Raw genomic sequence first — 25729 nt, 5'->3', positions numbered from 1 at the left:
TCACTCCTCGATACGGATGGCCAGTGCGGGGCAGGCGGCGGCCGCCCGGCGCGCGCCCTCGGCCTGATCGGGCGAGGGGCTCGGATTGAGCAGCACGACCACGCCGTCGTCGTCGCGTTGGTCGAAGATGTCGGGAGCGTTCAGGACGCAGTTGCCCGAGGACGCGCAAACGTCTTGGTCGACGGTCACTTTCACCTGCGGACCCCCTTCACTCGTACGATGTCACGGGCGCCAGCCACAGCCCCACCACCGCGTCGATGAGGCCGGACGCGGCGGCGCGCCAGGAACGTTGGGACGGCGACGCCCCGGCGGCGAGCGCGCGCTCGCGGTCGGCGCAGGTATGCATCAGCAGGTTGCGGGCCATGATGTTGCGGTCGAAATGCACCTCGGCGGGCAGGTCGGGCAGGCACCGGTTGATGCCCTCGACGACCTGGACCAGCGACGGCGAACTGAGCGCGCCCTTGACGATGATGTGGTAGTAAGCGGGATCGGTCATCGCCTGCGCGGCGAATCGCGCGTACCACGTGGGGCTCCCGAGTTCGGCCAGGTGGTCGGTGAGGGGCCGCACCAGGCAGGCGACCCAGTCGCGCAGTTGCGCCGGGTCTTCCCGCTTGAGCAGTTCGGCCACCATCTGCTCGCGAAGTTGCTCGACGGGCCCGCGGTGCTTCTGCTCGATGGCGCGCACCAGGTCGGCCTTGGTGCCGAAGTGATAACCCACCGCGGCGTTGTTGCCCTGGCCGGCGGCCTCGCTGACCTGCCGGTTGGACACCGCGAACATGCCGTGCTCGGCATACAACCGCTCGGCGGCCACCAGGATCGCCTCCTGGGTGGAGCTGGCCCGCTCGGTGCGAACGGCCCTGCCGGCTGCGGTCATTGCGTCAGTCAACCCCGCGCCGGCGATTAAGTCAAGCGATTGATTTAATCTTTGTCTCGGCCCGGCTACGCCGAGGCGCCGAGTTACCAAAGACCCTCGCGGATGGCGTTCACGTTGCGCCACGATGGAGTTTCCGTGTCGCGGCGCTGAAGCAACGGGCAGCCGGGCGCAGAAGCTTCATCAGGGAGGGACAACCGTGCTGTCAGCGCGACAGGCGGCGGAGATCGAGAATTCCGCGTGGTTTCAGACGAGATGGGCGCCGTATGCGCTCATCGACGCCGACTTGCCTGGATTTTTCATCGAATGTGGAGATCAGGGGTGTCGTTAACGTGAAAGGTGCACTGCCGCAAGGATAATCGGAGTATTCGAGGCTCGGTTATCCAGGATGGGAGTGCACCTGTCAGATGCAGGCTACTACGGATTGGTCGAAGAATGTCCGAGTTGAGGTCCGTGGCGACGACGTGGTCGGGCACGCCGGTAACGTGATACCCCGGTTGCTGGCCGACAATCTGGGTTTGACCAGCGGTTTGTCGTCGGTGCTGTCGCGCCCAGAAGTCACCCACGACCGAGGCGCGGTGTTGCGCGATGTGGCGGTATCGATCGCCGGCGGCGCGCAGAACCTGGCCGGCACCGCGGTGCTGCGCGATCAGCACCGGTTGTTTCAGGCGGTGGCGTCGGTTCCGACGATGTGGCGGTCCCTGGGCGAGATCGACGAGCAGAGCATCACCGAGGTCACGGCCGTGCGCAACAAGGTCCGCTCTCGGGTGTGGGAGGCGATCGAGGCCCGCCACGGTGCGATCCCGGCTTCGCAGACCTGCTATGGGGACCTCGGGGACACGATCGTGATCCGCATCGACGCGTCGCTGATTCAGTCGCACAGCGATAAGCAGCACGCCGCAGGCAATTTCAAAGGCGGGTTTGGCTTCCACCCGCTGTTGGCGTGGTGTGACAACACCGGCGAACTGCTGGCGGTGATCGCCCGTGCAGGCAACGCCGGCTCGAACACCGCGGCCGATCATATCGCGATCATCGACGCCGCGATCGCGGCGATCCCGGCCAAGTGGCGCCGCAAGTTGCTGGTCACCATCGACGGCGCGGGTTCAAGCCACGCCGTCGTCGAACACCTGGAGAAACTCAATGCCCGGCTGGGGATGTCAGTGGGCTACTCGGTCGGATTCGACCTCGATGAGCGGGTCCGGGTCGCGATCGGCCAGATGCCCGATGCGGGATGGCAAGCCGCACTGGATGCCACCGGAGCGGCCCGTGACGACGCCCAGGTCGCCGAGTTGACCGGGCTGCTGCGCCACAGCACCGGAGGGGATCGGCTGGTCGGCTGGCCGGCCGGCATGCGCATCCTGGTGCGGCGCGAAGAAATCGAACACGGCACCCAGTTGTCATTGTTCGAGCAGCTGGCCGGCTACCGCTACCAGGTCCTCGCCACCTCGACTGCCGGTGGACAACCCCAGCGACTGGAAGCCCGCCACCGCGTCCACGCCCGGGTGGAGGGCTTCATCCGCACCGGCAAAGACACCGGCCTGGCCCGCTGGCCCTCACACTCGTTCGCCATCAACACCGCTTGGGTCACCGCCGTCGCGATCGCCATCGACCTGCTGTGCTGGATGCGACTGCTACTCCTGGACGGCCCACTGGCCAAAGCCGAACCCGCCACCCTGCGCTACCGGCTGCTGCACGCCGCGGCCCGGCTGATCAAACGATCCCGCTACCTGATCCTGCGGATCCCCCAAACCTGGCCCTGGGCACAAGAATTCGCCGACGCCCTCAACAGGGTCCGCGCCATACCCTGACCCACAGGCCCCTATGCCCTCTCGACCCCAAGAAAGGAGTAACCACCCCCGGGATAAAGGACCCGGCGTCACCGCACGACACGCGGCGCCGCCGCCTACCCCCAGCCTCAAAACCTCGACAAAGCTGCCGCCCCGCAGACCGCCACAGCAGAACCCGGGCCACCGTGAAATTCTGAGGCTTACGCATCCGTTCGGTGAACGCGGCTTTCGAACGGGCTTCAGCACACCCGCGGGACGCCATGATCGGTCGTCCGCTGTTCGAGGTATTCCCGGACAACCCGGCCGACGTGGAAGCGGACGGCGTGGCCAACCTCGCCGACTCGCTGGAAAAGACGTTCCGCCGCGGGGCGCAACACTGGATGGGCGTGCAGCGCTACGACGTTCCCGACCGGCAGCGGCCGGGCGAGTTCCTCTACCGGGTGTGGATGCCGGTGAACTCCCCGATCCGCGACGGACGCAAGACAATCGCCGCGCTGCATCACAGCCAGGACATCAGTCGCGTGGTGCCGCCGGCCGCGAGCCGGCGATGCTTTCCCGGCACGGCCGAGTTCCGGAACACGGCCGACTCTCTCGGCCGGCAGTTTCCGGGGCTACCCGCGGAGGTGGTGCTCGGCGTGCTCACCCATTCGCACAGCGTGCTGATGGAAACGCTCGGAGCGCCGGATCTCGAGCAGGCGGGGCACCTGGCCAGGCTGCGGCTGGAGGCACGCGCGGGTCACCCCGCGCTGGAATCCTGACGGGTCTGGCCTCACTCGCTCCGCCGGATCGCCTTGCCGGCCACGGTCCCCCCGTCCACCGGCAGCACGGTGCCGGTGACGTAGCGCGACCGGCGGCCGGCGAAATACAGTGCGGCCTCGGCGATGTCGTCGGGGGTACCCTCGCGCTGCAGCGGGCGGTCGGCGCGCATGGTCTCGCGGATCCGCGCCTCGAAGCGCTCGGCCCGGCCCGGGTCCATGGTCGATGCCGACGAGGCCACCAACGGCGTCGGGATGTTGCCCGGCGCGATGGCGTTCACCCGAATGTCGTGTCGCGCCAACTCGATCGCCGCGGACTTGGTGAACTGGATGACCGCGGCCTTGGAAGCACGGTAGGTCAGCACGCCGCCACCGGCCTGGATTCCGCCGATCGAGGTGACGTTGACGATCGACCCGCCGCCGTGGGTGGCCATGTGCCGGGCGGCATCGCGCGTCCCCGCCATCACGCCCAGCACGTTGACGGCCATGACGCGGTGGAAATCGGCCAGGTCGTCCTCGAGGAGCCCCGGGTGCATGACGCCGGAGACACCGGCGTTGTTGACCATCACGTGCAGACCCCCGCATTCCCGCACGGCCGCGTCCACCAGCGCCCCGATCTGCGCGGGGTCGGAAACGTCGGTGCGCCGGAAGACGGAGCCGGCACCCAGCGCCGCGGCCAGCCTCTCGCCCTTGTCCGCGTCGACGTCGGCGACGACCACCCGGGCCCCCTCGGAGACGAACCGTTCGACGATGCCGCGACCGATGCCGGAAGCGCCACCGGTGACGATGGCCACCCTGCCGTCGAGTTCGTTGCCCACACGGAGAGTTAATCGGCGCGCGATGCATTAAGTCAAGCGATTGATTTAACCCGCCGGCGGACGGCGGATCGCCCACGCGGCCCCACCGGCCGTCGGTAGGGTCGGCAGCAAACTCACGAAAGGCTCGAGCATGAAGATCGTGGTTGTCGGCGGCACCGGGCTGATCGGATCGCAGGTGGTGGCCATGCTCAGCGAACTGGGGCAAGAGGCCGTCGCGGCCTCGCCGCGCTCGGGCGTCAACTCCCTCACCGGCGAGGGCCTCGGCGAAGCGCTCGTCGGCGCGCACACGGTCGTCGACGTGTCCAACGCCCCGTCCTGGGCCGATGACGACGTGCTGGAGTTCTTCAGCACGTCCACCCGTAACCTGCTGGAGGCGGAGCGGGCCGCCGGCGCCAGGCACCACGTGGCGTTGTCGATCGTGGGCGCCGAGCGGGCCTCCGAAAGCGGCTACATGCGGGCCAAGATCGCGCAGGAGAAGCTGATCGTGGAATCGGGTTTGCCGTATTCGATCGTGCGCGCGACTCAGTTCTTCGAATTCGTTGACGGCATTGCCGATTCGATGACCGAGGGGAACACCGTCCGCGCGCCGCGCGGGGCGTTCCAGCCCATTGCCGCCACGGATGTCGCCACGGCCGTCACGCGCGCGGCCGCCGGCGATCCGCTGAACCGGGTGACCAACGTCGCGGGCCCGGAAAAGCGGGGCATGGACGATTTCATCCGGATCCGGTTCGCCGCCACCGGTGATCGACGGGAGGTGATCAGCGATCCCGATGCCCGCTACTTCGGGGCCTTGCTCGACGACCACACCATCGTTCCCGTGGAGGGTGAGGAACTCACCGTCTTCCCCACCCGGTTCGGTGACTGGATGGCCGCGGGCGCGACCTAGCAGGCCACGATCGGGTTCGTCGACCACACCGCCGGGCTGCGGGATCACCGCATATTCGGCGAGAAAAGCTCTCAGCGATTGCGCCCCGCCCGCCGGTCGAGCACGGTATAAGGCTAGGGGGACCATCCCAGGACATGACCGAGGAGCTTTCATGGCCGTGCTGCCCACCGGCGGAGCCCCCTTCGAGGCCGCGCCGCTGACCAGGCGCGGGTTCATGGCCGCCGGCATCGCCGGCGGGTTGGCGCTGGCGGCCTGCGGGCAGTCCAGGCCGCAGGGTCCGGGCAACGCCGCGAAGATGGCCGACGCCATCGCCGCGGCCGAGGCGGCCCGGCCGCACAGCGGCCGCACGGTGACCGCCGCTCTGACTGCCCAGCGGACCGAGGTCGACCTGGGCGGGACCGTGGTGCGCACGCTGGCCTACGGCAACGGCGTTCCGGGACCGCCGATCCGGGCCAAGGTCGGTGACGAGCTCGTCGTCAGTGTGTCCAACCGGCTCGACCGCCCCACGTCGGCGCATTGGCACGGCATCGTGATCCGCAACGACATGGACGGCGCGGCGCCGGCCACGCCGAACATCGACGCCGGCCAGGACTTCACCTACCGCTTCTCCGTTCCCAACCCGGGCACCTACTGGGCCCATCCGCACGTTGGCCTCCAGGAGGACGCGGGCCTTTACCTGCCGCTGATCGTCGACGATCCGGCCGACTCCGGTTACGACTCCGAATGGATTGTCGTCCTGGATGATTGGACTGACGGTGTGGGCAAGAGTCCGCGCTATCTGTTCGACGAGCTGACGTCGGCGAACAAGCCCGGCGCGCACAGCACGCCCACCACGACGACAACCAGCGCGGCGCCGGAGTTGTCGCGCGGGGCGACCATCGCCTTCGACAACACCACCATGATGTATCACCCGATGCACCTGCACGGCCACACCTTCCAGCTGATCAACTCCGACGGCACGCCCGGCCCGCGCAAAGACACCGTGATCGTGCTGCCGAAGAAGAAGCTCAACGCCGTCCTCGTCGCCGACAACCCGGGCGTGTGGCAGCTGCACTGCCACAACACCTATCACATGGCCGCCGGGATGCAGACCCGCCTGGACTACCTCTTCTGAGGGCTCTTCTGGGAACTCCGTGGGTCATGGGATGGCCGGATAGAGCTGGAGCCCGCCGAGGTGGAAGTAGATCGCGGTCTTGAAGTGCTCGCGGTTGCGGTAGCCGCGGGCCGAAACCCGGATGGCCTGGATGCGTGAGTTCAGGCCCTCGGCACCGGCGTTGGTGATGCGGTGGGCGAAGTAGGACAACAGCCCCGCCTCGTGGCGCTTCAACGTCTTGGCCGCGTCGATGATCGGCTTGAGACGGCAGTGGGTGGCCCAGAAGTACCAGCGCTTAAAGTGTTTGGCTGCCCAGCCGCGACGCTGGTAGGACCAGAAGTGCCGCAGACTCTCCTTGATCGCCCATGCCCGAGCGGTTTTCAGGTCACCGGAGCGCAGCGTGGCGAAGCGGTCTTGGTGACGGTCGGGCAGGTTCTCCGCCGAATACAGCCACAGGTACTTGCTGCCGGCCAGGCTCTTATCGCCGGCCGCGGCCAGCGCCCGGTTCTCGGCCTTGCGCACGGTGTCCACGGCCTTGGTCAGGTAGCCCATCAGGTGGTAGCGGTCGAAGACGATCTTGTTCTCGGCGTCGCTCAGGTGCGCGCGCACCGAGGCGGCGAACGGCTCCCACATGTCCATTGCCACCGCCTCGATCCCGGCCAGCTGCTCGGGGGTGAACCGGTCGAAGTAGCCGTCCAGGCTGGCCTGGCGGCGTTCGTCGGCGATGTAGTCCACCGTGCCCGCGTCCAGGTCACTGACCACGGTGATGTAGTCCTGTCCCTTCCCGGCCGCCTTCTCATCGACCCCGACGTGGGCCGGCGCCACCAGCGGTTTGGCGGCCAGGCCGCGGGCCACCGCACGGTCCATCAGGTGCCACGCCTCGTCCCAGCTGACCCGCAGCAGCCCGGCCGCGGCCGCCACGTCGCACGCGGCGAGCACGTCGATGGCCAGCCGCTCAAACAACATGGTGAACCGCGAATGCGGCTCGGCCCACGGCAGCCGCACCTGATGCACCCCGTGCTCGGGACAGGCCACCCGCGGCGGGCTGGCATGCAGGAACGTCAGAAACGCACACGAGTCCAGATGCCGCCACGCCCGTTCCTCGCCATGGTCATACACCGACAGCTCGCGCTCGCAGTCCGGGCAGGCGAACCGGGTCCGGCCCGGATGCACGACCCAGACGTCCACCCGACCTTCCTGAGCCGACAGCTCCACCCGTTGCACCTCCCACGGCGCTACCAGTCCCAGCAGATGGCGGTACAACTCGGTGTCGCGCACACAGCACATCCTGCCGCCCTGCGCCCATCACGCCCAGACCAGACCCACAGAAAACCCGGAAGCGCCCTTCTGAGGAGTCAGGCCGTTTCGAAGAAGTCCAGCAACAGGTCGTTGACGGCCGGCGCCTGCTCGATCTGCGGGCAATGCCCGGCCTTGTCGACCACCGCCGAGCGGGCGCCGTCGATCTGCTCGGCGATCTGCGCCGCCCATCCGGGCGGAAGCAGCTTGTCCCCGCCGCCCTCGACCACCACGGTCGGCACACCGATGCGCTCGTAGGCTCGCGCGCTCGACGCCGTCCCGGACGGCCCCGCACCCGGACGCCGAAATCGGGCCGCCGCCACGGCTTCCCACGCGCCGGGCGCGGTGCTTGATTCGTGGCGGCGCCGCACATAATCATCGTCGGCCGGATATCCCGGGTCGTAGAACAGCGCCTCGACGATGCGCCGCATCGCCGGCAGCGTCGCGTCGTACTGCTGTAAGGCCTCGAAGTGCTCGTTCTGCTGAATCTCCCCGCCCCCGCAGATGATCGCCAGGCTGCGGATCGGCAGCATCGGATTCTCCGAGGTCGCGTCGGTGAGCAGGTTGACGGCACCCATCGAGTTTCCGGCGAAGTGTGCGGCGTCCACGCCGAGCAGCTCGCAGAAGTGCGCCACGTGCCGGATCCGCATCCCGCGCCCATTCACGAAGTCGACCACCTTGGCCGACTCACCGAAGCCCAGCTGATCCGGGGCCAGCACCCGATAGTGCGCCGCCAGGGCCGAGATGTTGTGCTCCCAGCCGAGTTCGGCGCCTGCCCCGAACTCGCCGCCGTGCAGCAGCACCACCGGGTCGCCGTCGCCAGCCTCCAGATAGCTCGTGGCCAGTCCGTCGACCAGCATGGTCTTGCGCTGAATCTCCATCGGCGCCTTTTCTACTTGATCGCAATCGGGTTCACCGGAGAACCGACCGCGCCGACGAATCTCAGCGGCGGCGCGACGAGCTGGAAGTCGTAGACGCCGTCCGCGGCACAATCTTCCGCCAGCGCCGTCAGGTCCCAGAACTCACCGAGCATCAACCCCATGTCGCGCAGGCACAGCAGGTGCATGGGCAGGAACGCGCCCTCGACATCCGGAACCAGGTCCTCGACCTGAAGATTGTCGGACGCGACCGCCGCGACCTCGTGGTCGTGCAGCCACGACGCACAACGCCAGTGCAGCCCCGAGAACGGCTCGGTCTTGTTGCCCGTCTGCAAAAACCTCGCCCACCAGCCCGTCCGGATCACGACGATGTCGCCACGCTCGATGGTGACCCCCTGCGCCCGAACGACATCGTCCAATTCCTGCGGAGTGATCGGATTCCCCTGCTCGAGGAACACTTCCGCGCCCCGATGCCGCACCAGGTCCAGCAGCACGCCCCGCGAGGTGATCCCCTTGACGTCGACCTTGGCGATGCTGCAATGGTAGGCGCCCATGCTGGTCACCGAACCGGCCGCGAAGCCGTTGTAGAGCTTGTCCTCGTAGTAGACGTGCGACAGCGCATCCCACTGGGTGGCCGCCTGCAGCGGCATGATGACCATGTCCTCGTTGAACCGGAACAGGTTGTCGACGAAGTAGCCACCCATCTGCTCGGCGGTCGGGTTCTGGGTCCATCGGGGCCCGTACTGCGCGAGTGTGTTCGCGTCTCCGCCGTCGACGGTCATCACCAGGACGGGGTTGTGCCGAAAATGGAAGGCCCCCTGCGGCCCCGACGAGCCGAAGTCCACCCCGAGCGGGAACACCTTGCCGTGCCGGACCAGGCTTGCGGCGTGCGAAACCTTCTCCGCCGTGATGAAGTTCAGCGTGCCGAGCTCGTCGTCGGCGCCCCACCGCCCCCAGTTGGAGACGTCGCGGGCAACCCGCCGGAATTCGGTCAACCCGGCCACGGGGCTCCTTCCTCGAGTTCGCGGGCGATCGCCGCTCCGGCGTTGCCCCCGTCGACCCACACCACCTGCCCCGAGATGTAGCTTGCCGCAGCGCTATTCAGGAACAGCAGCACCGATGCCTGTTCCGCGGCCGTGGAAACCCGCCCCAGCGGCTTGGGGATGTCGTCGAGGAAGCCCTGCCCGTAGGCCGCGCGCAGCTGATCGAGGATCGGCGTCTCGGTGACCCCCGGACCGGTGCAGTTGATCCGGATGCCCCGGGCCCCGAGGGGCGTCGCACTTTGCATGGTGTACAGGATGACCGCTTCCTTGGCCAACCGGTACCCCCCTCCGGTGAGCTCGTCGGGATGCTCACGGCACCAGTCGATGCCCTCCCGCATCGTGGAGGTGCGCAGCAGTGGTGCGACCGATCGCAGGTGCTCGCGGTACCCGGCGGCCGCCAGCGACGACACGCTCACGATGGACGACCCCGGGCCCATCAGCGGGAGCAGCGCCTCGGTGAGATGCCGCGGACCCAGGAAGTTGATGGTGACGACCAGCGGCGGATCGCCGATCCCCGAGGACACCCCGGCCACGTTGAACAGCGCGTCCACCGGCCCGCCGATCGCGGCCACCGCCCGGTCGATCGAGCCCGGGTCGGCGAGGTCCACCTCGTGAAAAGCGTTGAGCTCGAGTGCCGGCCGGCGCTTGTCGAGGCCGACCACCTCGGCGCCGAGTTCGGTGAGCCGGCGCACCACCTGTTCGCCGATGCCCGACGCACATCCGGTCACGACCGCCCGGCGGCCGTCGTAGCGCCACAGCCCGTCGATCTCTGCCAACCTCAGCCGGCTTCCGGGATCACTTGCGCTGCTCCCTGGCCCGCTGCGCCGCCTGGACGCGGCCCTCGTTGATCTCGGCCATGGCCTCGGGGATCTCGCTGGCCGTGAACTTGTCGCGGCCGGTGGGCAGGCCGCCGAAGGCGTAGGTCTCGTCGAACTGCGGCGCGGCCGGTGCCGGCCGCCGCGCCTCCACCTTTTCGATGACGGGCTCGAGCCGCCTGGTCTTCTCGGCGACCGCCTTCGCGTCGCGCTCGATGAACTCGGGCAGCACCTCGCTGCCCATCAGCTCGATGGATTCCATGGTGCCCTCGTGGCTGCGCGGGTTGAGCAGCAGGATGATCTCGTCGACGCCGCTCTCCTCGTAGCCCCGCAGGAATTCGCGCACGGTGGCCGGGGTTCCGATCGCGCCGCGGCCGGGACCGTAGGCCAGCGTCGGGTCCTTCTCGACCTCTTCGAGGTAGCGCTGCCACACACCGGTCCGCCCGGGGGTGTGCATCCCGGTCAGGTAGTAGTGCATGATCCCGAACGAGAAGAACCCGCCGCCCTGCCCGAGACGCTGGAGTGCCTGTTCCTCGGTCTTGGCGACCATCATCGACAAGTCGCCGCCGATGGCCAGGATGTTCGGGTTGATCTGCGGCGTGACGGGCACGCCGTTCTCCTCGAACTCCTTGTAGTAGCCGTTGACGCGCTCGGTGAGCGGCCCGGGGCCGGTGTAGGCGAAACTCAGTGCGCCGATGCACTTCTGAGCCGCCATCTGCACGCTGGCCGGGCGCGTGCAGGCCACCCAGACCGGGGGATGCGGCTTTTGCATCGGCTTGGGGATCACGTTGCGCGGCGGCATCTGGATCTGCTCACCCTTGAAACCGGTGAACGGCTCCTCGATCATGCACCGGATGGCCACCTCGAGGGACTCCTCCCACTGGGCGCGCTTGTCGGCCGGGTCGACGTCGAAGCCACCGAGCTCACCGACGGAGGAGCCTTCCCCGGTGCCGAATTCGACGCGTCCGTTGGAGAGCAGGTCGATGGTCGCGACGCGTTCGGCCACCCGGGCGGGGTGGTTGACGGCGGGCAGCAGGTGCATGATGCCGAAGCCCAACCGGATGTTCTTGGTCCGCTGGCTGGCGGCGGCCAGGAAGATCTCCGGCGCCGTGGAATGGCAGTACTCCTCGAGGAAGTGGTGCTCGGTGAGCCACACGGTAGAGAAGCCCGCCTTGTCCGCGGCCTCGACCTCGTCCAGGCAGTCCTGCAGCATGACCCGTTCGTCGTCGGGCGCCCACGGCCGCGGCAGGGCGAACTCGTAGAACAGGGAAATTTTCATCGATTACCTCCTATGAGAATTAACGGTTCGCTCAAACCCCTGCGCGGCACAGTGTTTCGCTGCGACGAACCCGAAGGTCATGGCCGGGCCGATGGTAGCCCCGGCGCCGGCGTAGCTGCGGCCCATGACGGGCGCGGAGGTGTTGCCCACCGCGTACAGCCCCCGCACGACCGTGCCGTCCGGCCGCAGCACCCGGGCGTGTTCGTCGACACTCAGGCCACCCGACGTGCCGAGGTCGCCGAGCACGATCCGGAACGCGTAGTACGGCGGATCCCCCAGCGGGTACAGGTTGGGGTTGGGCAGGGTGGGGTCTCCGTAGTAGTTGTCGTACACGCTGTCGCCGCGGTCGAAGTCGTCGTCGTGCCCGTTGCGCGCAAGTTCGTTGAACCGGCGCGCCGTTTCGGCCAGTTCGGCGGCCGGGACGCCGATCTTGGCCGCCATGTCCGCCCAGCTCGTCGCGGCCTTGACCACACCCGACTCCAGCCAGGCCGGTGGAATCCTGCGCCCGGTAGGCACCGGCGCACCAGGGATCCTGGGTATCGGCAGGTGGCCGCCGATCACATAGCGGTTCCACGACCTATGGTCGGTGATCAGCCAGCACGGGATGTGGGTGACCCCGGATTTCTGGCCGTCGATCATGGCGTGCCCGAAGTCCATGTAGGGCGCCGCCTCGTTGATGAAGCGCCGGCCCGCGCCGTTGACGATGAACTGCGCCGGCATCATGCGCTCGTTGAGCATGAATTGCATGCGCCCGTCCGGCCATTGGATCGCCGGGAACCACCAGGCCTCGTCGAGCAACTCGGTTGCCGCACCGACCTTTTGCCCGGCGCGGATGCCGTCGCCCATGGCGGCGGGGTTGCCGAAGCTCCAATCCTGCTCGATCACCGGGAGTTGTTCCTTGCGCCAGGCCAGGTCGTGGTCGAAGCCCCCGGAGGCCAGGATCACCCCCCGCCGGGCGCCGATCCGCTGTGTGGTACCGCCCCGCTCCACCAGCGCGCCGGTCACCGTCCCGCCTGCGCCGGTGAGCAACTCCACCATCGGCGAGTCCAGCCACAGCGGTATCCCCTGGTCCCGCATCGCCAGCCGGAGCCGCGCCGCCAGGGACTGGCCGATCGCGGCGATCCGCTCGCCGAAGACCCGCGCGCGGACCATGCGGGCGATCAGCTTGAGCAGCACACCCTTGCCCGCCCAGGATTGCCGGATCCGGTAAAACGAGCGAAGCTCCTTGGGGCCCAGCCAGATTCCCTTGGGGGCGAGCGCCAGCGGCTGCAGCAGCGTCTGTTCGTCGGGTCCCAGCTTTCGCAGGTCGATGGGGGGGACGTTGATGGTGCTGCCGAGTTCGGAGCCGCCGCTCAGTTCCGGGTAGTAGTCGGCATAGCCCGGTTTCCAGACGAATTCCAGCCATCCGGAGAGCTTTTCGAGGAAGTACAGCATCTGCGGCGCCGCGTCGACGTACTGCCGGATCCGCGCCTCGGTGACGAGGCCGTCGGTGATCTGCCGCAGGTACTCGACGACACCTTCGGGTGGGGGTGAATAGCCCTCCCTGCGCTGCGCGGGCGCGCCGGGCACCCAGATCCCGCCCCCGGACAATGCGGTGGAACCCCCGAAGTGGGAGGACTTTTCGATCACCAGGGCGTCCAGGCCGGAGGCGTGCGCGGTCAGCGCGGCCGTCATGCCGCCGCCGCCGGATCCGACGACGAGCACGTCGACCACCCGGTCGAAGCCGGCCTTCGGCGCTGACGGGGCGGTCATTGCGGGACCGCCGTCCTGACGGCGAACCCGGCGATCAGTTCGGGGGCCGGCTTGTAGTAGCGCACGGTGGTCCGGTAGGGACCCACGGCCTCCAGGGCCGCGAATGCCGCGACCCACGTTCTGATCTCGTGCGCCGAGCTGCCGCCCTCGTGGGAGACGAACGAGTTCGACCACTGCTCGACGTCGGCGAGCCGGCCGGCGTCGACGATTTCGAGGAAGCGATGATCCCACGCCGGGTTGAGCGGTTGCAGGTCACTCGCCCCGCCAGCGAAGTCCCTCGCCGCCTCGATCACGGCCGTCTGCCGGGCCTGGCGCTGCTCGTCGGTCATCGGACGACCGTGCACGATGCGCTCCCGCACCGCAGGGGAGGCGGTCGCCAGCGCGGGCACCGGGGGGCTGTGGGAAAGGCCACCGGACCCCATCACCAGCACCCGCCTGTCCAGGCCGGCCAGATACGCCCCGACCGCCGCCCCCAGCGCCCGGCAGCGATGCAGCGGCCCCAGGGGCACGGCGATCCCGTTGACGAAGACCGGTATCACCGGGCATGCGGTCGCAGCCCCGAACAGCTTCTCCAGCGGCTGCACGGTGCCGTGATCGACGTCCATGCTGGCCGACACCGCGACGTCGACGCCCGCCTCGAGCACCGCCTCGGCGCAGCCGAACGCCAGGTCCCCGGGGACGTCGAGCGGGCCGGTGTGGGTGCCGTAGTCGCCGACGCCGCTGGCGCTCAAGCCGATACAGAACGACGGCATCACCTTGTAGAAGAAGCCGTTGTAGTGGTCCGGGGAGAAGATCACGACCAGCTCGGGGTCGAACGCGGCGGCGAAGTCCCGCGCCTGCGCGATGGCGCCGTCGATGTCGTCAAGCAGGGCCCGCGACGGTCCCGGAAGGTTCAGCAGCGGGCTGTGCGACATGCAGCACAGAGCCAGTGTCATCGGCGACTTCACCCCCTTTCGGCGCGAGAGTGAGAACGTCGAGCAGCGCGGCGCTCAGTTCGGGTGCCCGCTGGGCGATACAGGCCGCGGCGATGCACCGATCGGGACGCAGGAACAACACCGATTCCCGATGGGTGTCGAACCAGGACTTGAGTCCGCCGTTGCGGTCCCCGACGACCACGACATCGGGATCGTCGTGTCCTTCCCAGTGCAGTTGTGTCAGGGGGCGGAGAGCGAAGAAGCGTGCGCCGACGGCCTTCCAGTGCGCGAAGGCCTTCTCGCCGAGAATCTTTCGGGGGTTGTTGTTCCAGCACACCACCGCGAACCAGTCGCCCAGCACGTCGTCCAGCAACACGTCGGGCCGGGTCCGGGTATCGACGCGGGGCTGGATGAACAGGGTGCCGACCGGTGAGTCGGCGCCGATGGGTCCGGAGTGCACGACCGCGCCCTGGTCGTAACGCGGCATCGGCTTGAACCGCATCTCCAGCACGTAGCGCTTGAGCGTCGGCACGATCGACGCCGACCGCACCAGCAGGTCCCGCACGCCGGCCACCCGGCGGTTGGTCGGGGAGATGGCGCGACCGACCATGGTGGACAGGTCGATCATCGCCCGCGCGTGCTTGCGGCGCTCGATGTCGTAGGTGTCCAGCAGCTTGTCGTCGGCCAGGCCGCCCACCACCGCCGCGAGCTTCCAGCCGAGATTGAACGCGTCGCGGATGCCGCTGTTGTAGCCCTGTCCCTGCCAGACCGGCATCAGGTGGGCGGCGTCCCCGGCCAGCAGCAGCCGGCCGCTGCGGAACGCGCCGGCGATGCGGGAGTGGTGGGTGTACACACGGCGACGGATCACGTCCACCCGGTCGGGGTGGGGCACCATGCGCGCCAGCATTCGCGTCAGGAACGCCGGGTCCTCCGCCTGTTCGTCGGTCTCGTCGGCGTGAATCATGAACTCGAAGCGGCGAATTCCGTGCGCGATCGAGATGGAGGCGTACGGCCGCTCGGGATCGGCGCCGACCTCGCTGTTGGGGTGGCCCAGCGGGTCGTTGGCGATGTCGACGACCAGCCACCGCGTCGACGACGTGGTGCCGTCGAAGGACACGCCCATCATGCGGCGGGTCGTGCTGCGCCCGCCGTCGCAGCCGACGACGTAGCGCGCGCGCACGCTGGACGTGCCGCCGTCCTGGCGCGCCGCACCCCCCAGCTCGACGGTGACCGCGTCGGCGCTCTGCCGGCACTCCGTCATGGGCCGTTGCCACCACACGTCGACGTGTGCGAATCTGTCCAGCCCGCGCAGCAATTCGGCGTCGACGAGCGGTTGTACGAATCCGTTGCGCTTCGGCCAGCCGAAACGCGCGTCCGGCGGGGCCATCTCGGCCAGCACCCGGCGCTTGGCGTCGACGAAGCGGAGGATCTGGTTGGGCACGGTGTGCGGCAGGATGCGGTCGACCAGGCCGAGCGACTGGAAGGTGCGCAACCCCTCGTCGTCCAGTCCGACCCCGCGCGGGTAGTCGATGAGGGTGTCCCGCTCGTCGACCACCACCGTGCGGACACCCCGCAGGCCCAGGATGTTGGCCAGCGTCAGCCCGACCGGGCCCGCCCCGACGACGACGACGTCGACATCCGTGTCCTGCGCGGTGCCGGCCATCACCGCCCCAGCAGGAAGTCGAGGTGCAGGCGGTTGAAGGTCTTGGGGTCCTCGTACTGGGGCCAGTGACCGCAGCCGGGCATCAGTTCGAAGCGCGCACCCGGGATCATCGACGCGATGCGGCGGCCCTCGGTCACGTCGGCGGTCGGGTCGTCGCTGGTCCACAACACCAGCGTCGGGGCGGTGATCGAACCGTATTCGGCCGGGCCGAGGATGTTGCGCGCCCGGATCTCGGGATCCTGCAGCGCCATGATGTCGCGCATCGCCCCGACGAATCCCGCTTGGCGATAAACCCTTTGGCGGCTGGCGACGAGGTCGTCGTAATTCCTGGACTTGTCGGCCATCAACCATTTGATCCGCGCCTGCACGGTTTCCCAGCTCGGGTTCTCGGCGGCCGCCATGGACAGCGTGATGATGCGCTGCATCACCTCGGGATCGGCCTGGGAGCCCCCGGCGGTGTTGAGCACCAGGCGGGCCACGGCGTCGGGATGGTCGACGGCGGCGCGGGCGGCCACCCAGCCGCCGAGCGACTCACCGCTCAGGCTGGCGCGGTCGGCACCGATGGTTTCCAGCACCGTCATCAGGTGCTCGACGTAGTGCGCGACTTCCAGCGGGTGGCCCGGCTTGTCGGTGTACCCGTGGCCCAGCATGTCGATCGACCAGGTCCAGAAGTGCTCCGCGTGCGCCGCCAGGTTGCGGACGTAGGCCTCGGCGTGGCCACCGGACCCGTGCAGCAGCATCAGCACCGGCATGCCGGGATCGCCTGCCCGCAGGTAACGGGTGCGCACTCCCCCCGCGTCGAGGTAACCCTGCTCGAACGGGACGCCCTGGAGGTCGCTCCATATGCTCTCGAACTCCGTCACGGTTCCTCTCCGGCCTCCGGCGGTGGAAAATCTGATTCTCGTTTTCGGATTACTTAGTGTGCTAATATCGCACACTGATGTGCGTTATATATAGAGCTTCGCTCTCGTCCCAGGTCCTGTCAAGGCCGTGACGGGTTCTCAGACGCTGGCCCGGGGCCTGACCGCGCTGCAGATGGTGGCGAACTCCCCGAGCGGCTTGACGGTGCAACAGCTCGCCGACCAGATCGGGGTGCACCGCACCATCGCCTACCGGCTGCTGTCGACGCTGACCCAATTCCGTTTGGTGGCAAAGGGGGAAGACGGGCGGTACCGGCCGGCGGCCGGGCTCGCCGTGCTCGGCGCGTCGTTCGACCGCAACGTGCGCCAGCTCTGTCTGCCGACGCTGCGCGCCCTGGCCGACGAGCTCGGCACCACCGTGTCGCTGCTGATCGCCGAGGGCGACCAGCAGGTGGCCGTCGCGGTGATCGTGCCGAGCCATGTCGCCTATCAGCTCTCGTTCCACGAGGGCAGCCGCTATCCGCTCGACCGCGGCGCCGCGGGGATCGCCCTGCTGGCGAGCATGCCTGCACGCCCGGGGGAACGGGACCTCGTCGCGCGCGCCCGGGAATGCGGGTGGGTGACCACCTACGGCGAAATCGAGCCCAACACCTATGGTTTGGCGGTGGCGGTGCGCCGGCGCGCCCCGTCCCCGCCGACCTGCATCAACCTCATCTCCCACCGGGAAGACGTCGTGATGCGCGGAAAGGAAGCGGTCATCACGGCCGCCAAGCAGTTGTCCGAGGTTCTGAGCTGAAGGGATGACCGTCCATGTCCTGGGACCACGAGGTCGACGTTGTCGTGCTCGGCAGCGGCGCCGCCGCGCTCACCGCCGCACTGGCGGCGGCGGTCGCCGGCGCCTCGGTGGAGGTCTTCGAGAAGGCCCCGACCGTCGGCGGCACCACCGCCGTGTCGGGCGGTGTCGCATGGATCCCCGCCCATAACCGTTGCGCCGACGGGGAATTGACGCCCGCCGACGCGCTGCGCTACCTGCGGGCGCAGTCCCACGGCGTGATGGACGATGCGCTGGTCGAGACCTTCGTCCGCACCGGCCCGGCGATGCTCGATTTCGTCGAGGCGCACAGCGACGTGCGTTTCGAGGTCGCGACCGGCTTCCCCGACTACCGGCCGGAGCTACCGGGCGGTCGACCGACCGGTGGCAGATCGCTGATCCCGACTCCTTACGATCTGGACCGCCTGGGCGAGTGGGGAACCAGGATCACGGCGTTCCCCGACGACTTTTCCAACGTCGGCTTCGACGCCGAGACCCGGGCCCGTCTGCACGCGGCGGCGGACGGTCAACCCGGCAACCTGTGCGTCGCCGGCGCCGCACTCGTCGCGGGTCTGCTCCGGGGTCTGCTCGACGCCGGTGTGGCGGTGCACGCGAATGCGCGGGCGCAAGAACTCCTCGCCGACGCCGGGGAGATCACCGGAGTGCGGGTAGCCTTAACGGACCGCACTATCAGCGTGCGCGCCCGCCACGGCGTCGTCCTGGGCACCGGCGGCTTCGAATGGGATCCAGCCCTGACACAGGCGTTTCTGCGTGGCCCGATGCACGGGGCGGTCTCGCCGCCGAACAACACCGGTGACGGGTTGCGCATGGCGATGGCGCACGGCGCGGACCTGGCCAACATGGGCGAGGCGTGGTGGGTGCCGATCGTCCGGATTCCCGGCGACACCATCGACGGCAAACCCCGCAGCCGCAGCGTGCGCCTAGAGCGGACCCGGCCCAGGAGCATCATCGTCAACTCGGCCGGGCGGCGGTTCGTCAACGAGGCCGCCGACTACAACTCGATGGCCGGCGCTTTCCAGTACCTGGACCCACGCGACGGATACGTCAACGATCGCGCGTGGATGGTGTTCGACTCGATCCACCTGCAGCGGTACGGATTCCTCGGCGTCGCCCCCGGCGAACCGGTTCCGGACTGGTTCTGCGAATCGGCCGACCTCGCCGAGCTGGCCGCCAAGACCGGCATCGACGCCGACGGCCTGACCCGCACCGTCGAGCGATGGAACCGTCACGTCGCCGGCGGCGCCGATCCCGACTTCGGGCGCGGCTCGAGCGCGTACGACGGGTACTGGGGCGACGACAGCGCGACCACGCTCGCCGGCAAGACGCTCGGCCCGATCGACACGGCCCCCTTCTACGCGGTGCCGGTGAGCATCGGCGCGATGGGCACCAAGGGCGGCCCGCGCACCGATCACGACGGGCGCGTCCTGCACGTCGGCGGGGAACCGATACCGGGCCTGTTCGCCGCGGGCAACGCCATGGCCGGTGCGACCGGGCGGGCCTACGGCGGTGCCGGCGGAACCATCGGCCCGGCAATGGTTTTCGGGTACCGGGCGGGCCACGCCGCCGCGACCGGCAAGTCCCTCGACCTGCAATAGGAGCTGTGCGGCGCCGGACGCGGGTCGCCGTCGCGGCGGACAAGACGTTGATGCCGATGACGTGCAGATCGGTTGACCTACTCCATGATCCGGCCGTGAAGCGGAAAGCCCCACTGCGGCGAATTGCTGAACCGGCCGCGGGGTCGGGTGCGCACTTGCGGCAACGAAGTTGGTATCCCGCATTCGAGAACGGGCGACATTCCCAGCCGCTACCGGCCGCGGTTGAACCGTCCGGCGAGGTAGTCGGCCCGGCACGCGTTGCGGGCAAGTTTGCCGCTGGTGGTACGGGGGATGACGCCTGCGGCCACAAGTCTGATGTCAGCAATGCGGATGTGGTGCTGGCGCGCGACCGCAGCGCTCACCGCATCGAGGATCGGGCGCGGATCTTCCCGGCCCGCGCCGGCCGCGCGTTCGGCCACGATGACGAGTTGCTCCGCAGTGTTGCCGGCCGGCGAATCCAGCATGTCGCGGGGTACCGAAAACGCGGCAACATATCCGTGGCGGATGGCCGTTGAAGCGTGGCCGACCGTGGCCTCGATGTCGTGGGGATAGTGATTGCGGCCGTCGATGATGATGAGGTCTTTGATCCGCCCTATCAGATACAGATCGCCGGCGACATACACGCCGAGGTCCCCGGTTGCCAGCCAGGAGCAGTTGTCTTCCGCACCCTCGGCGTGGCTGCCCTGCATCAGCCGCGATTGCAGCTTGTTGGCGAATACGCGCTCGGTTTCATCGTCGCGGCCGAAATATCCGCGACCAACGTTGTTGCCGTGCAACCAAATTTCGCCGATCGTACAGTCGGAGACCTCGGCGCCGTCGGAATCGGTGATCACTGCCCACTGGTTGGGAATCGGTTGACCACACGAGACGTGCGGAACCGCGCCTGGACTCGTCGCGGCTACGGGCACCGCGCGGCCCGCACCGAGCTGGTCACGATCAAGGTAGATCGCACTGGCCTTGGCATCTTGGGCGATGCTGGCCACCGAGAGCGTCGCTTCGGCCATTCCGTAGGACGGCTTGACCGCTGTGGCGGGCAGGCCGTAGGGGGCGAACGCGGTGGTGAATTTGTCGATGGCCGACATCGTCACCGGTTCAGACCCGTTGAGCAGGCAGACAAGATTGCTCAGGTCCAAGGCTTCGCCCAGTGGCGGCAGGCCGCGTTCGGCGGTCAGTTCGAAAGCGAAGTTCGGCGCGGCGGCAAACGTGCGCCCGTATCGGCCCTCGGCGCCCAGGTGCTTGATCCATCGGTATGGCCTCCGAAGAAACGCCATGGGATCCATCAACGTGATGGATTCCCCGAACAGCGCGGGGAACATGATCATGATCAGGCCCATGTCGTGGTACAGGGGTAACCAGCTCACGCTGCGGACTCTCAGGTCAAGTCCGCCCGCCAGGACCATTTGCATGACGTTCGTGCACACGGAGCGGTGGGTGATCTCCACACCGGCCGGCGTGCGTGTCGAACCGGACGTGTATTGCAAATAGGCGACATCATCGGCATCCCGTGCCATGTCGACAAAGCTCGAGCCGAGCTCTTCTGGCACCGCATCTACCGCGATCAATCGCGGACGCCGCTGCGGCGGCACCGCTTTCATGAACGTGCGGACCGGCTCGGCGGCGCCGGTGGTGGTCAACACAGCGGCGGGCCGGGCATCTGCCAGCACCGCCGCCAGACGCTCGGCATGCCCGGACAGCGTCGGCGCAAACAGCGGGACTGCGACGTTGCCGGCATGGAGCGCGGCGAAAAAGCCTGCGACGTAATGCAAACCCTGTGGGGCTACGATCGCCACCCGGTCCCCGGGCGAGGTGACTTGTTGTAAGCGGGCGCCGATCGCGCGCACCTGTGACCACAACGCGTTCCAGCTCAGATCAACGGCCTGCCCGTGGTGATCCTTGGCGTAGTCGATGAAGCGATAGGACCGGCGGTCACCGAAAGCCAGGCGGTTGCGGTCGAGAAGCGACGTCAGGGTCACCGCGTCGGGCACGACGATCGTGCCGTCGGCGTCAACATAGCCCGCACTATCGCCAACCACAGGTACATGACTTTGCGACAACCGACTCTCGACCACGACGAGCAACAATAATAGATGGGCTAACTAGACGCATGTATCAGCGAGGCATGAAACCCATCACACTTGGATGCGCCTTGTCATCGACGCCACACTTGACAGCGGCTGGGCCGCCGCCAAGTGTGGCACTCGCGGAGCCAGGACGCGGCGGGAGATCGCCTCTGGGAATTCGTGTTCCAGATGTCAAGCCTGGACCGCGGCCGGCAGCACGTGGTCGCCCACCTTGTCGGTGGAAAGGCACAGCGAGCAGACGTAAGCCTGGTGGGTTTGGCAGGCCATCATGTCCGGTCGTTCGAACTCGTGCTTGCAGACATGACACCTCAGGTGCTCACCCGAGGGGTTGCCCAGCTCGTCGTACATGGGCAACGCGATGCCGTCATCGGTGCGCCGAAGGTAGTACCTGCCTTTGGTGGCGACCGCCAGGACCGGCGGCATCACCAACGCGATCACGATCGCCACCAGCGGTGAGTAGGGCCGCAATTCCTCACCGAGGCCACCGAAGAACGCGACGATCGACAGCCCCGCCGCCAGCACCATCGAGCCGAATCCCACCGGGTTGACCGCGTACAACATGCCGCGCCGGAACTCGGGCTTCTTCGGCGACAGGCCGAGCAGATACTTGTTGAAGACGATGTCGGAGGCCACCGCCACCACCCACGCCATACCGCAGTTCGAGTAGAACCCGAGAATGGTGTTGAGGAAGTCGAACATGTTGGCTTCCATCAGGATCAGAGCGATCGTCAGGTTGACACCGAGGAACACCACACGGCCCGGGTAGTGCTTGGTGACGCGGGTGAAGGAGTTGGTCCACGCCAGCGATCCCGAGTACGCGTTGGTCACGTTGATCTTGATCTGGCTGAGGACCACGAGGATCACGGCCAGGGTCAGCGCCAGCCAGTCCGGCATGAAGTTCTGGTAGATCTCGTTGAACTGGTGCACCGGCTGGTTGGCGATCGACGTGGAGCCCACGAGGTGGAAGATCAGGTATACGGCCAGGAACAGCCCGACGATCTGCTTGACCGCCCCGAACACCACCCAGCCGGGACCGGCGAGCAACATCCAGGTCCACCAGCTGCGGGAGTTCTGCGGGGTGCGCGGGGGCATGAAACGCAGGTAGTCGATCTGTTCGGCGATCTGCGCGATCAGCGACAGGCACACGCCCGCGGCCAGCAGGGAGGAACCGAGGTCGAAGCCGCTGCGGCCGTACTTGCCGGTGTAGCCGAAGAATTCGCCGACCGACTCGGGATGGCTGATCACCAGGTACACGAACGGGGCGACCATCAGGACCAGCCACAGCGGCGTGGTCCAGACCTGCAGCTGGGAAAGGACTTTCATGCCGTAGATAACCAGCGGGAAGATGATCAGCGTCGAGCAGGCATAGCCGGCCCAGAGCGGGATGTGCAGCCCCAGTTTCAGCCCCTGGGCCATGATGGAACCCTCGAGCGCGAAGAAGATGAAGGTGAACGTCGCGAAGATGACGTTGGTGACCACCGAACCGTAGTAGCCGAAGCCACTGCCGCGGGTGATCAGGTCGAGGTCGATGTTGTACCGCGCGGCGTAGTAGGCCAGGGGAAACCCGGTCGCGAAGATCACCACCGCGAAGATCCCGATACCCCACAGCGCATTGGTGGTGCCGTAGGAGATACCCACGTTGGCGCCGATCGCGAAGTCGGCCAGATAGGCGATGCCGCCCAGGGCCGACACCCCGACCACGGCCGTGGACCACCGCCGGTACCCGCGCGGCGCGAAGCGCAGCGTGTAGTCCTCGAGCGTCTCCCTGGTGGCGGTCAGCGTGTCGTGCTCGACGCCGGCGACGGAGGAATCGGCGACGTTCGTCTCGGTGCCCTTTGTCATGTCATGTCCTTTGTCTGTCCGCCCCCCCTTTTTTCGCGCTCAGCCTGCCGACGGCGGCTGGGCCATCACGGTGAGGCGAGCCCCGTACCGGGGACCGGCGGCCGCCGCCGAGCCCTTACCCACACCCGCCAACGGCATGCCGCCCACGAGATTGCCCGCGTGGCTGGCGCTCTCGGGCTCGATCACCTCGCTGACGAACCGCGACGGGATGGCCGGGCTCGCCGCCGGGCTCGACCCGGCCCAGGCGGGAGGCACGGACAGGCTACCGACCGAGTTCGCGCCGGCCAGCGTCGCCGACACCCCGGTGCTGCCCGCCAGCGCCGGGCCCACTGCGCCGGCCGCACCCGCGGCCGCGCCCGCCGCCCCCTCGGCCGGTGCTAAAGAAGCGGCTGCGGCGCCCGGGCCTACCAGCCCAAGGCTGGCCGCCGTGCCGGTGAAGAAGGTGGTGATGCCGGCGCCGAAGAACGGCAACCCCGAGGTGTCGTAGAAGAAGTTGCCGAATGGCCCATACCAGTTCAAAAACTGCTGCAAGCTGTTCGCCGGAGACGATGCCGCCGACGTCAGGGGCGACGCCAGGCTCTGCAACGCATTGGGCATCGCCGACACCAACTGGGACAGCGAGTTCTGCGCCGCGCCGGCCGAAGTAGCGGCGGCTTGGGTCGCCGCAACGCCCTGCGTGGCCGCGGCCGCCGGGTTGGAAGTCTGCGGCGGTGACACATACTGTTTGACCGCTGCCGCGACCGCGGAGGTACCAGCATACTGATACATGGCGGCGGTGTCCTGCGCCCACATCTCGCCGTACTGGGCCTCGTTGGCCGCGATCGCCGATGCGTTCTGCCCGAGCAGGTTGGTGGCCACCAACGCCTCCAGCTGAGCGCGGTTCGCCGCGATCTGCGGCGGCGGTACCACCGAGGCGAGCGCCGTTTCGTATGCGCTGGCCGCCAGACGCGCCTTGTCAGCCGACTGTTCGGCCTGCGCAGCGGTGGTACGCAACCATGCAATGTAGGGCGCCGCGGATTCGGCCATCGCCGCCGATGCGGGTCCCGTCCAGCCTTCACTGCTCAGCCGCGTTACCACGGTCTCGTATCCGGTTGCGGTGGAGGACAATTCGCCGGCCAAACCGCTCCACGCCGATGCTGCGGCAAGCAGAGACGACGATCCGGGCCCAGAATAGATTCTCATCGAGTGAATTTCGGGCGGGAATGAGCCGAAATCCATCATTTCCGGCACCTATCGGAGTGTGCGTGTGACATGTCCCTTCTCCCTACTGTCGTGGCTATGTCGTGCCGTGGCTCGAAACGTCTCAACCGCCGTACGGCGGCCGTGTCATGACCGTCAGGCGCAGGCCGTAGCGACGCCGTCCGAAGTTCAGGCCGCGCCGCTGTCCCCCGACCCCGGCCGGCAGCAATCCGTTCGTCGCGCCGGCAGGAGTGCCGTGTCCGACCGAGGTCACGATGCCGGCCTCGGCCGCAGTCGGCGCAACGGGCGACGTTGCCCAACTCGGTGGAACCGACATCAGCCCGACCCTGCCGGCCTGACCCCAGCTCGCCGACACCAGCGACGGGCCCCCGACCGCCGGGGCCGACACCGACGCCGGCACCGCCGGTAGCGGGGGCAGTGGCGCCGCCGCCTTCCCGAAGTTGGGCACGAGCTGCTGTGCAAACAGGTAGCCTAGCTGCACGACTCCAGAGCCGAAATAGCTGAGCCCCCAGCTGTTCACCACCGTGTTCAGGTTCGCCGTCGGAATGATCGGCAAGCTCGAGGTCAGGCTCGACAGCTGCGACCAGATGCCGCCGGCGGCCGACGGCGAGGCTTGCTGCAGCACCTGCACCACTTCGGAGGACAGCCCCGGTGCCGCCGTCGCCGCGGCGTGGCTCACCGCCGCCTCCTGGCCGGCCACCCCGGCGGGGTTGGTGGTGTTCGGCGGCGAGGCGAATGCGGTCAACACCGACGCCGCCGCCGACGACGCCGCATAGCCGTACATGGCCGTGGCGTCCTGAGCCCAGAATTCCGCGTATTGAGCCTCGGTCGCAGCGATCGCCGCCGTGTTCTGGCCGAAGAAGTTCGTCGCGACCAGCGTGCCGAGCAGCACCCGGTTGGCGGCGATCGCCGGCGGCGGCACCGTCAACGCGAACGCGGCTTCGTAGGCGGCGGCGGCCGCGTTGGCCTGCACGCCGGCCTGTTCGGCTAGCACGGCGGTGCCGGCCAGCCAGTCCGCAAACGGCATGACCGCCGCCAGCATCGACGCCGACGCCGGCCCCGTCCAGCGCAGGCTGATCAGTTCGGCGACCACCGACCGGTAGCCGGCGGCCGCCGCGCCGAGTTCCGCCGCCAGTGAGTCCCACGCCCCCGCGGCCGCCATCAGCGAGCCCGATCCGGGCCCGGCATACATGCGCCCCGAGTTCACTTCGGGGGGGAGCGCGCCGAAGTCGAACGGCAGCAAGCCGTGCAATGCCGGTTCAGCAAGGATGCCCGCAGCGGAGATGCTGCCGACCGACTCGGTCGTCATCGAGAGCACCACCGCGCTGCCGCGGGAGCGGCAGGTTGGCGATGCAACGACCGGTTACCAAGACGTCGATGCCGTCCACTGAGCGAACATGTTTGGCCACCCGACGAATCCACCCGGGTACCATATAGCTCAGCTATCTAGGTGCGTATAGAAACAATTG

22 protein-coding genes are annotated in these 25729 nt (G+C 68.1%); 6 read left to right on the top strand and 16 right to left on the bottom strand.

The window, feature by feature from the left end:
* Together AB8998_RS05730 and AB8998_RS05725 are read right to left on the bottom strand one after the other, a co-directional pair.
* Window positions 1-195 carry a ferredoxin gene (locus tag AB8998_RS05730; RefSeq protein ID WP_369737003.1) on the bottom strand — a complete coding sequence of 65 codons (195 nt, stop codon included), beginning with the start codon at window positions 193-195 and terminating at the stop codon, window positions 1-3.
* Between the two features lie 13 nt (window positions 196-208).
* Window positions 209-874, bottom strand: coding sequence for a TetR/AcrR family transcriptional regulator (locus AB8998_RS05725; protein ID WP_369737002.1), 666 nt, complete (start codon window positions 872-874; stop codon window positions 209-211).
* Window positions 875-1278: 404 nt separating this feature from the next.
* On the opposite strand from AB8998_RS05725, the gene AB8998_RS05720 reads away from it, so the two are divergent.
* Together AB8998_RS05720 and AB8998_RS05715 are read left to right on the top strand one after the other, a co-directional pair.
* Window positions 1279-2679, top strand: a complete 1401-nt coding sequence (locus tag AB8998_RS05720; RefSeq protein ID WP_369737001.1) for an IS1380 family transposase — start codon at window positions 1279-1281, stop codon at window positions 2677-2679.
* 185 nt (window positions 2680-2864) lie between these two features.
* Window positions 2865-3416 (top strand): PAS domain-containing protein, encoded by a 552-nt coding sequence (locus tag AB8998_RS05715; RefSeq protein ID WP_369741434.1) that lies wholly within the window; start codon window positions 2865-2867, stop codon window positions 3414-3416.
* 11 nt (window positions 3417-3427) lie between these two features.
* Here the strand turns inward: AB8998_RS05715 and AB8998_RS05710 are convergent, their stop codons facing one another.
* Window positions 3428-4231, bottom strand: coding sequence for an SDR family NAD(P)-dependent oxidoreductase (locus tag AB8998_RS05710; protein ID WP_369737000.1), 804 nt, complete (start codon window positions 4229-4231; stop codon window positions 3428-3430).
* Window positions 4232-4361: 130 nt separating this feature from the next.
* On the opposite strand from AB8998_RS05710, the gene AB8998_RS05705 reads away from it, so the two are divergent.
* Window positions 4362-5117 (top strand): SDR family oxidoreductase, encoded by a 756-nt coding sequence (locus AB8998_RS05705; RefSeq protein ID WP_369736999.1) that lies wholly within the window; start codon window positions 4362-4364, stop codon window positions 5115-5117.
* A gap of 151 nt (window positions 5118-5268) precedes the next feature.
* On the top strand, window positions 5269-6231 hold the full coding sequence (locus AB8998_RS05700; RefSeq protein WP_369736998.1) for a multicopper oxidase family protein: 963 nt from the start codon (window positions 5269-5271) through the stop codon (window positions 6229-6231).
* A 24-nt stretch (window positions 6232-6255) separates the two neighbouring features.
* Here AB8998_RS05700 and AB8998_RS05695 read toward each other — a convergent pair whose 3' ends face one another.
* The 9 genes from AB8998_RS05695 to AB8998_RS05655 form a co-directional block, all read right to left on the bottom strand.
* Entirely contained in the window at window positions 6256-7488 is a 1233-nt protein-coding gene (locus AB8998_RS05695; protein ID WP_369736917.1) for an ISL3 family transposase, read from the bottom strand.
* A 77-nt stretch (window positions 7489-7565) separates the two neighbouring features.
* Entirely contained in the window at window positions 7566-8387 is an 822-nt protein-coding gene (locus AB8998_RS05690; protein WP_369736997.1) for an alpha/beta fold hydrolase, read from the bottom strand.
* Window positions 8388-8398: 11 nt separating this feature from the next.
* Window positions 8399-9388 (bottom strand): cyclase family protein, encoded by a 990-nt coding sequence (locus AB8998_RS05685; RefSeq protein WP_369736996.1) that lies wholly within the window; start codon window positions 9386-9388, stop codon window positions 8399-8401.
* Window positions 9376-10203 carry a coniferyl-alcohol dehydrogenase gene (locus tag AB8998_RS05680; protein ID WP_369736995.1) on the bottom strand — a complete coding sequence of 276 codons (828 nt, stop codon included), beginning with the start codon at window positions 10201-10203 and terminating at the stop codon, window positions 9376-9378. The genes AB8998_RS05685 and AB8998_RS05680 overlap by 13 nt, the downstream gene beginning before the upstream one ends.
* Before the next feature lie 19 nt (window positions 10204-10222).
* Window positions 10223-11521: an LLM class flavin-dependent oxidoreductase gene (locus tag AB8998_RS05675; RefSeq protein WP_369736994.1), complete on the bottom strand. Its 1299-nt coding sequence runs from the start codon at window positions 11519-11521 to the stop codon at window positions 10223-10225.
* Window positions 11522-11524: 3 nt separating this feature from the next.
* On the bottom strand, window positions 11525-13273 hold the full coding sequence (locus AB8998_RS05670; protein WP_369736993.1) for an FAD-binding protein: 1749 nt from the start codon (window positions 13271-13273) through the stop codon (window positions 11525-11527).
* Entirely contained in the window at window positions 13270-14208 is a 939-nt protein-coding gene (locus AB8998_RS05665) for a 3-carboxyethylcatechol 2,3-dioxygenase (protein ID WP_475582069.1), read from the bottom strand. Before AB8998_RS05665 ends, AB8998_RS05670 begins: the two co-directional genes overlap by 4 nt.
* The gene (locus tag AB8998_RS05660; protein WP_369736992.1) at window positions 14135-15850 is read right to left on the bottom strand and encodes a bifunctional 3-(3-hydroxy-phenyl)propionate/3-hydroxycinnamic acid hydroxylase; all 1716 of its coding nucleotides are present in this window, start codon (window positions 15848-15850) and stop codon (window positions 14135-14137) included. Before AB8998_RS05660 ends, AB8998_RS05665 begins: the two co-directional genes overlap by 74 nt.
* Window positions 15850-16713 carry an alpha/beta fold hydrolase gene (locus AB8998_RS05655; RefSeq protein ID WP_369736991.1) on the bottom strand — a complete coding sequence of 288 codons (864 nt, stop codon included), beginning with the start codon at window positions 16711-16713 and terminating at the stop codon, window positions 15850-15852. Before AB8998_RS05655 ends, AB8998_RS05660 begins: the two co-directional genes overlap by 1 nt.
* Before the next feature lie 127 nt (window positions 16714-16840).
* Between AB8998_RS05655 and AB8998_RS05650 the strand changes: the two genes are divergently transcribed.
* Both AB8998_RS05650 and AB8998_RS05645 read left to right on the top strand, forming a co-directional pair.
* Window positions 16841-17506, top strand: coding sequence for an IclR family transcriptional regulator (locus AB8998_RS05650; RefSeq protein ID WP_369736990.1), 666 nt, complete (start codon window positions 16841-16843; stop codon window positions 17504-17506).
* A gap of 14 nt (window positions 17507-17520) precedes the next feature.
* Window positions 17521-19137 carry an FAD-dependent oxidoreductase gene (locus AB8998_RS05645; protein WP_369736989.1) on the top strand — a complete coding sequence of 539 codons (1617 nt, stop codon included), beginning with the start codon at window positions 17521-17523 and terminating at the stop codon, window positions 19135-19137.
* 209 nt (window positions 19138-19346) lie between these two features.
* Here AB8998_RS05645 and AB8998_RS05640 read toward each other — a convergent pair whose 3' ends face one another.
* The 4 genes from AB8998_RS05640 to AB8998_RS05625 all read right to left on the bottom strand — a co-directional run bounded on the left by AB8998_RS05640 (window position 19347) and on the right by AB8998_RS05625 (window position 25452).
* The gene (locus AB8998_RS05640; RefSeq protein WP_369741432.1) at window positions 19347-21206 is read right to left on the bottom strand and encodes a fatty acyl-AMP ligase; all 1860 of its coding nucleotides are present in this window, start codon (window positions 21204-21206) and stop codon (window positions 19347-19349) included.
* A gap of 183 nt (window positions 21207-21389) precedes the next feature.
* Entirely contained in the window at window positions 21390-23060 is a 1671-nt protein-coding gene (locus AB8998_RS05635; RefSeq protein ID WP_369736988.1) for a hypothetical protein, read from the bottom strand.
* Between the two features lie 39 nt (window positions 23061-23099).
* Complete coding sequence (locus AB8998_RS05630; RefSeq protein ID WP_369741431.1) at window positions 23100-24278, bottom strand: PPE family protein; 1179 nt, start codon at window positions 24276-24278, stop codon at window positions 23100-23102.
* Between the two features lie 85 nt (window positions 24279-24363).
* Window positions 24364-25452, bottom strand: a complete 1089-nt coding sequence (locus tag AB8998_RS05625; protein ID WP_420492651.1) for a PPE family protein — start codon at window positions 25450-25452, stop codon at window positions 24364-24366.
* Between the last annotated feature and the right edge of the window lie 277 nt (window positions 25453-25729).

It is taken from the genome of Mycobacterium sp. HUMS_12744610 (assembly GCF_041206865.1).
GTDB lineage: Bacteria > Actinomycetota > Actinomycetes > Mycobacteriales > Mycobacteriaceae > Mycobacterium > Mycobacterium servetii.
The sequence above is the reverse complement of the archived record's forward strand: the minus strand, read 5'-3'. Positions and strand labels throughout refer to the sequence as shown.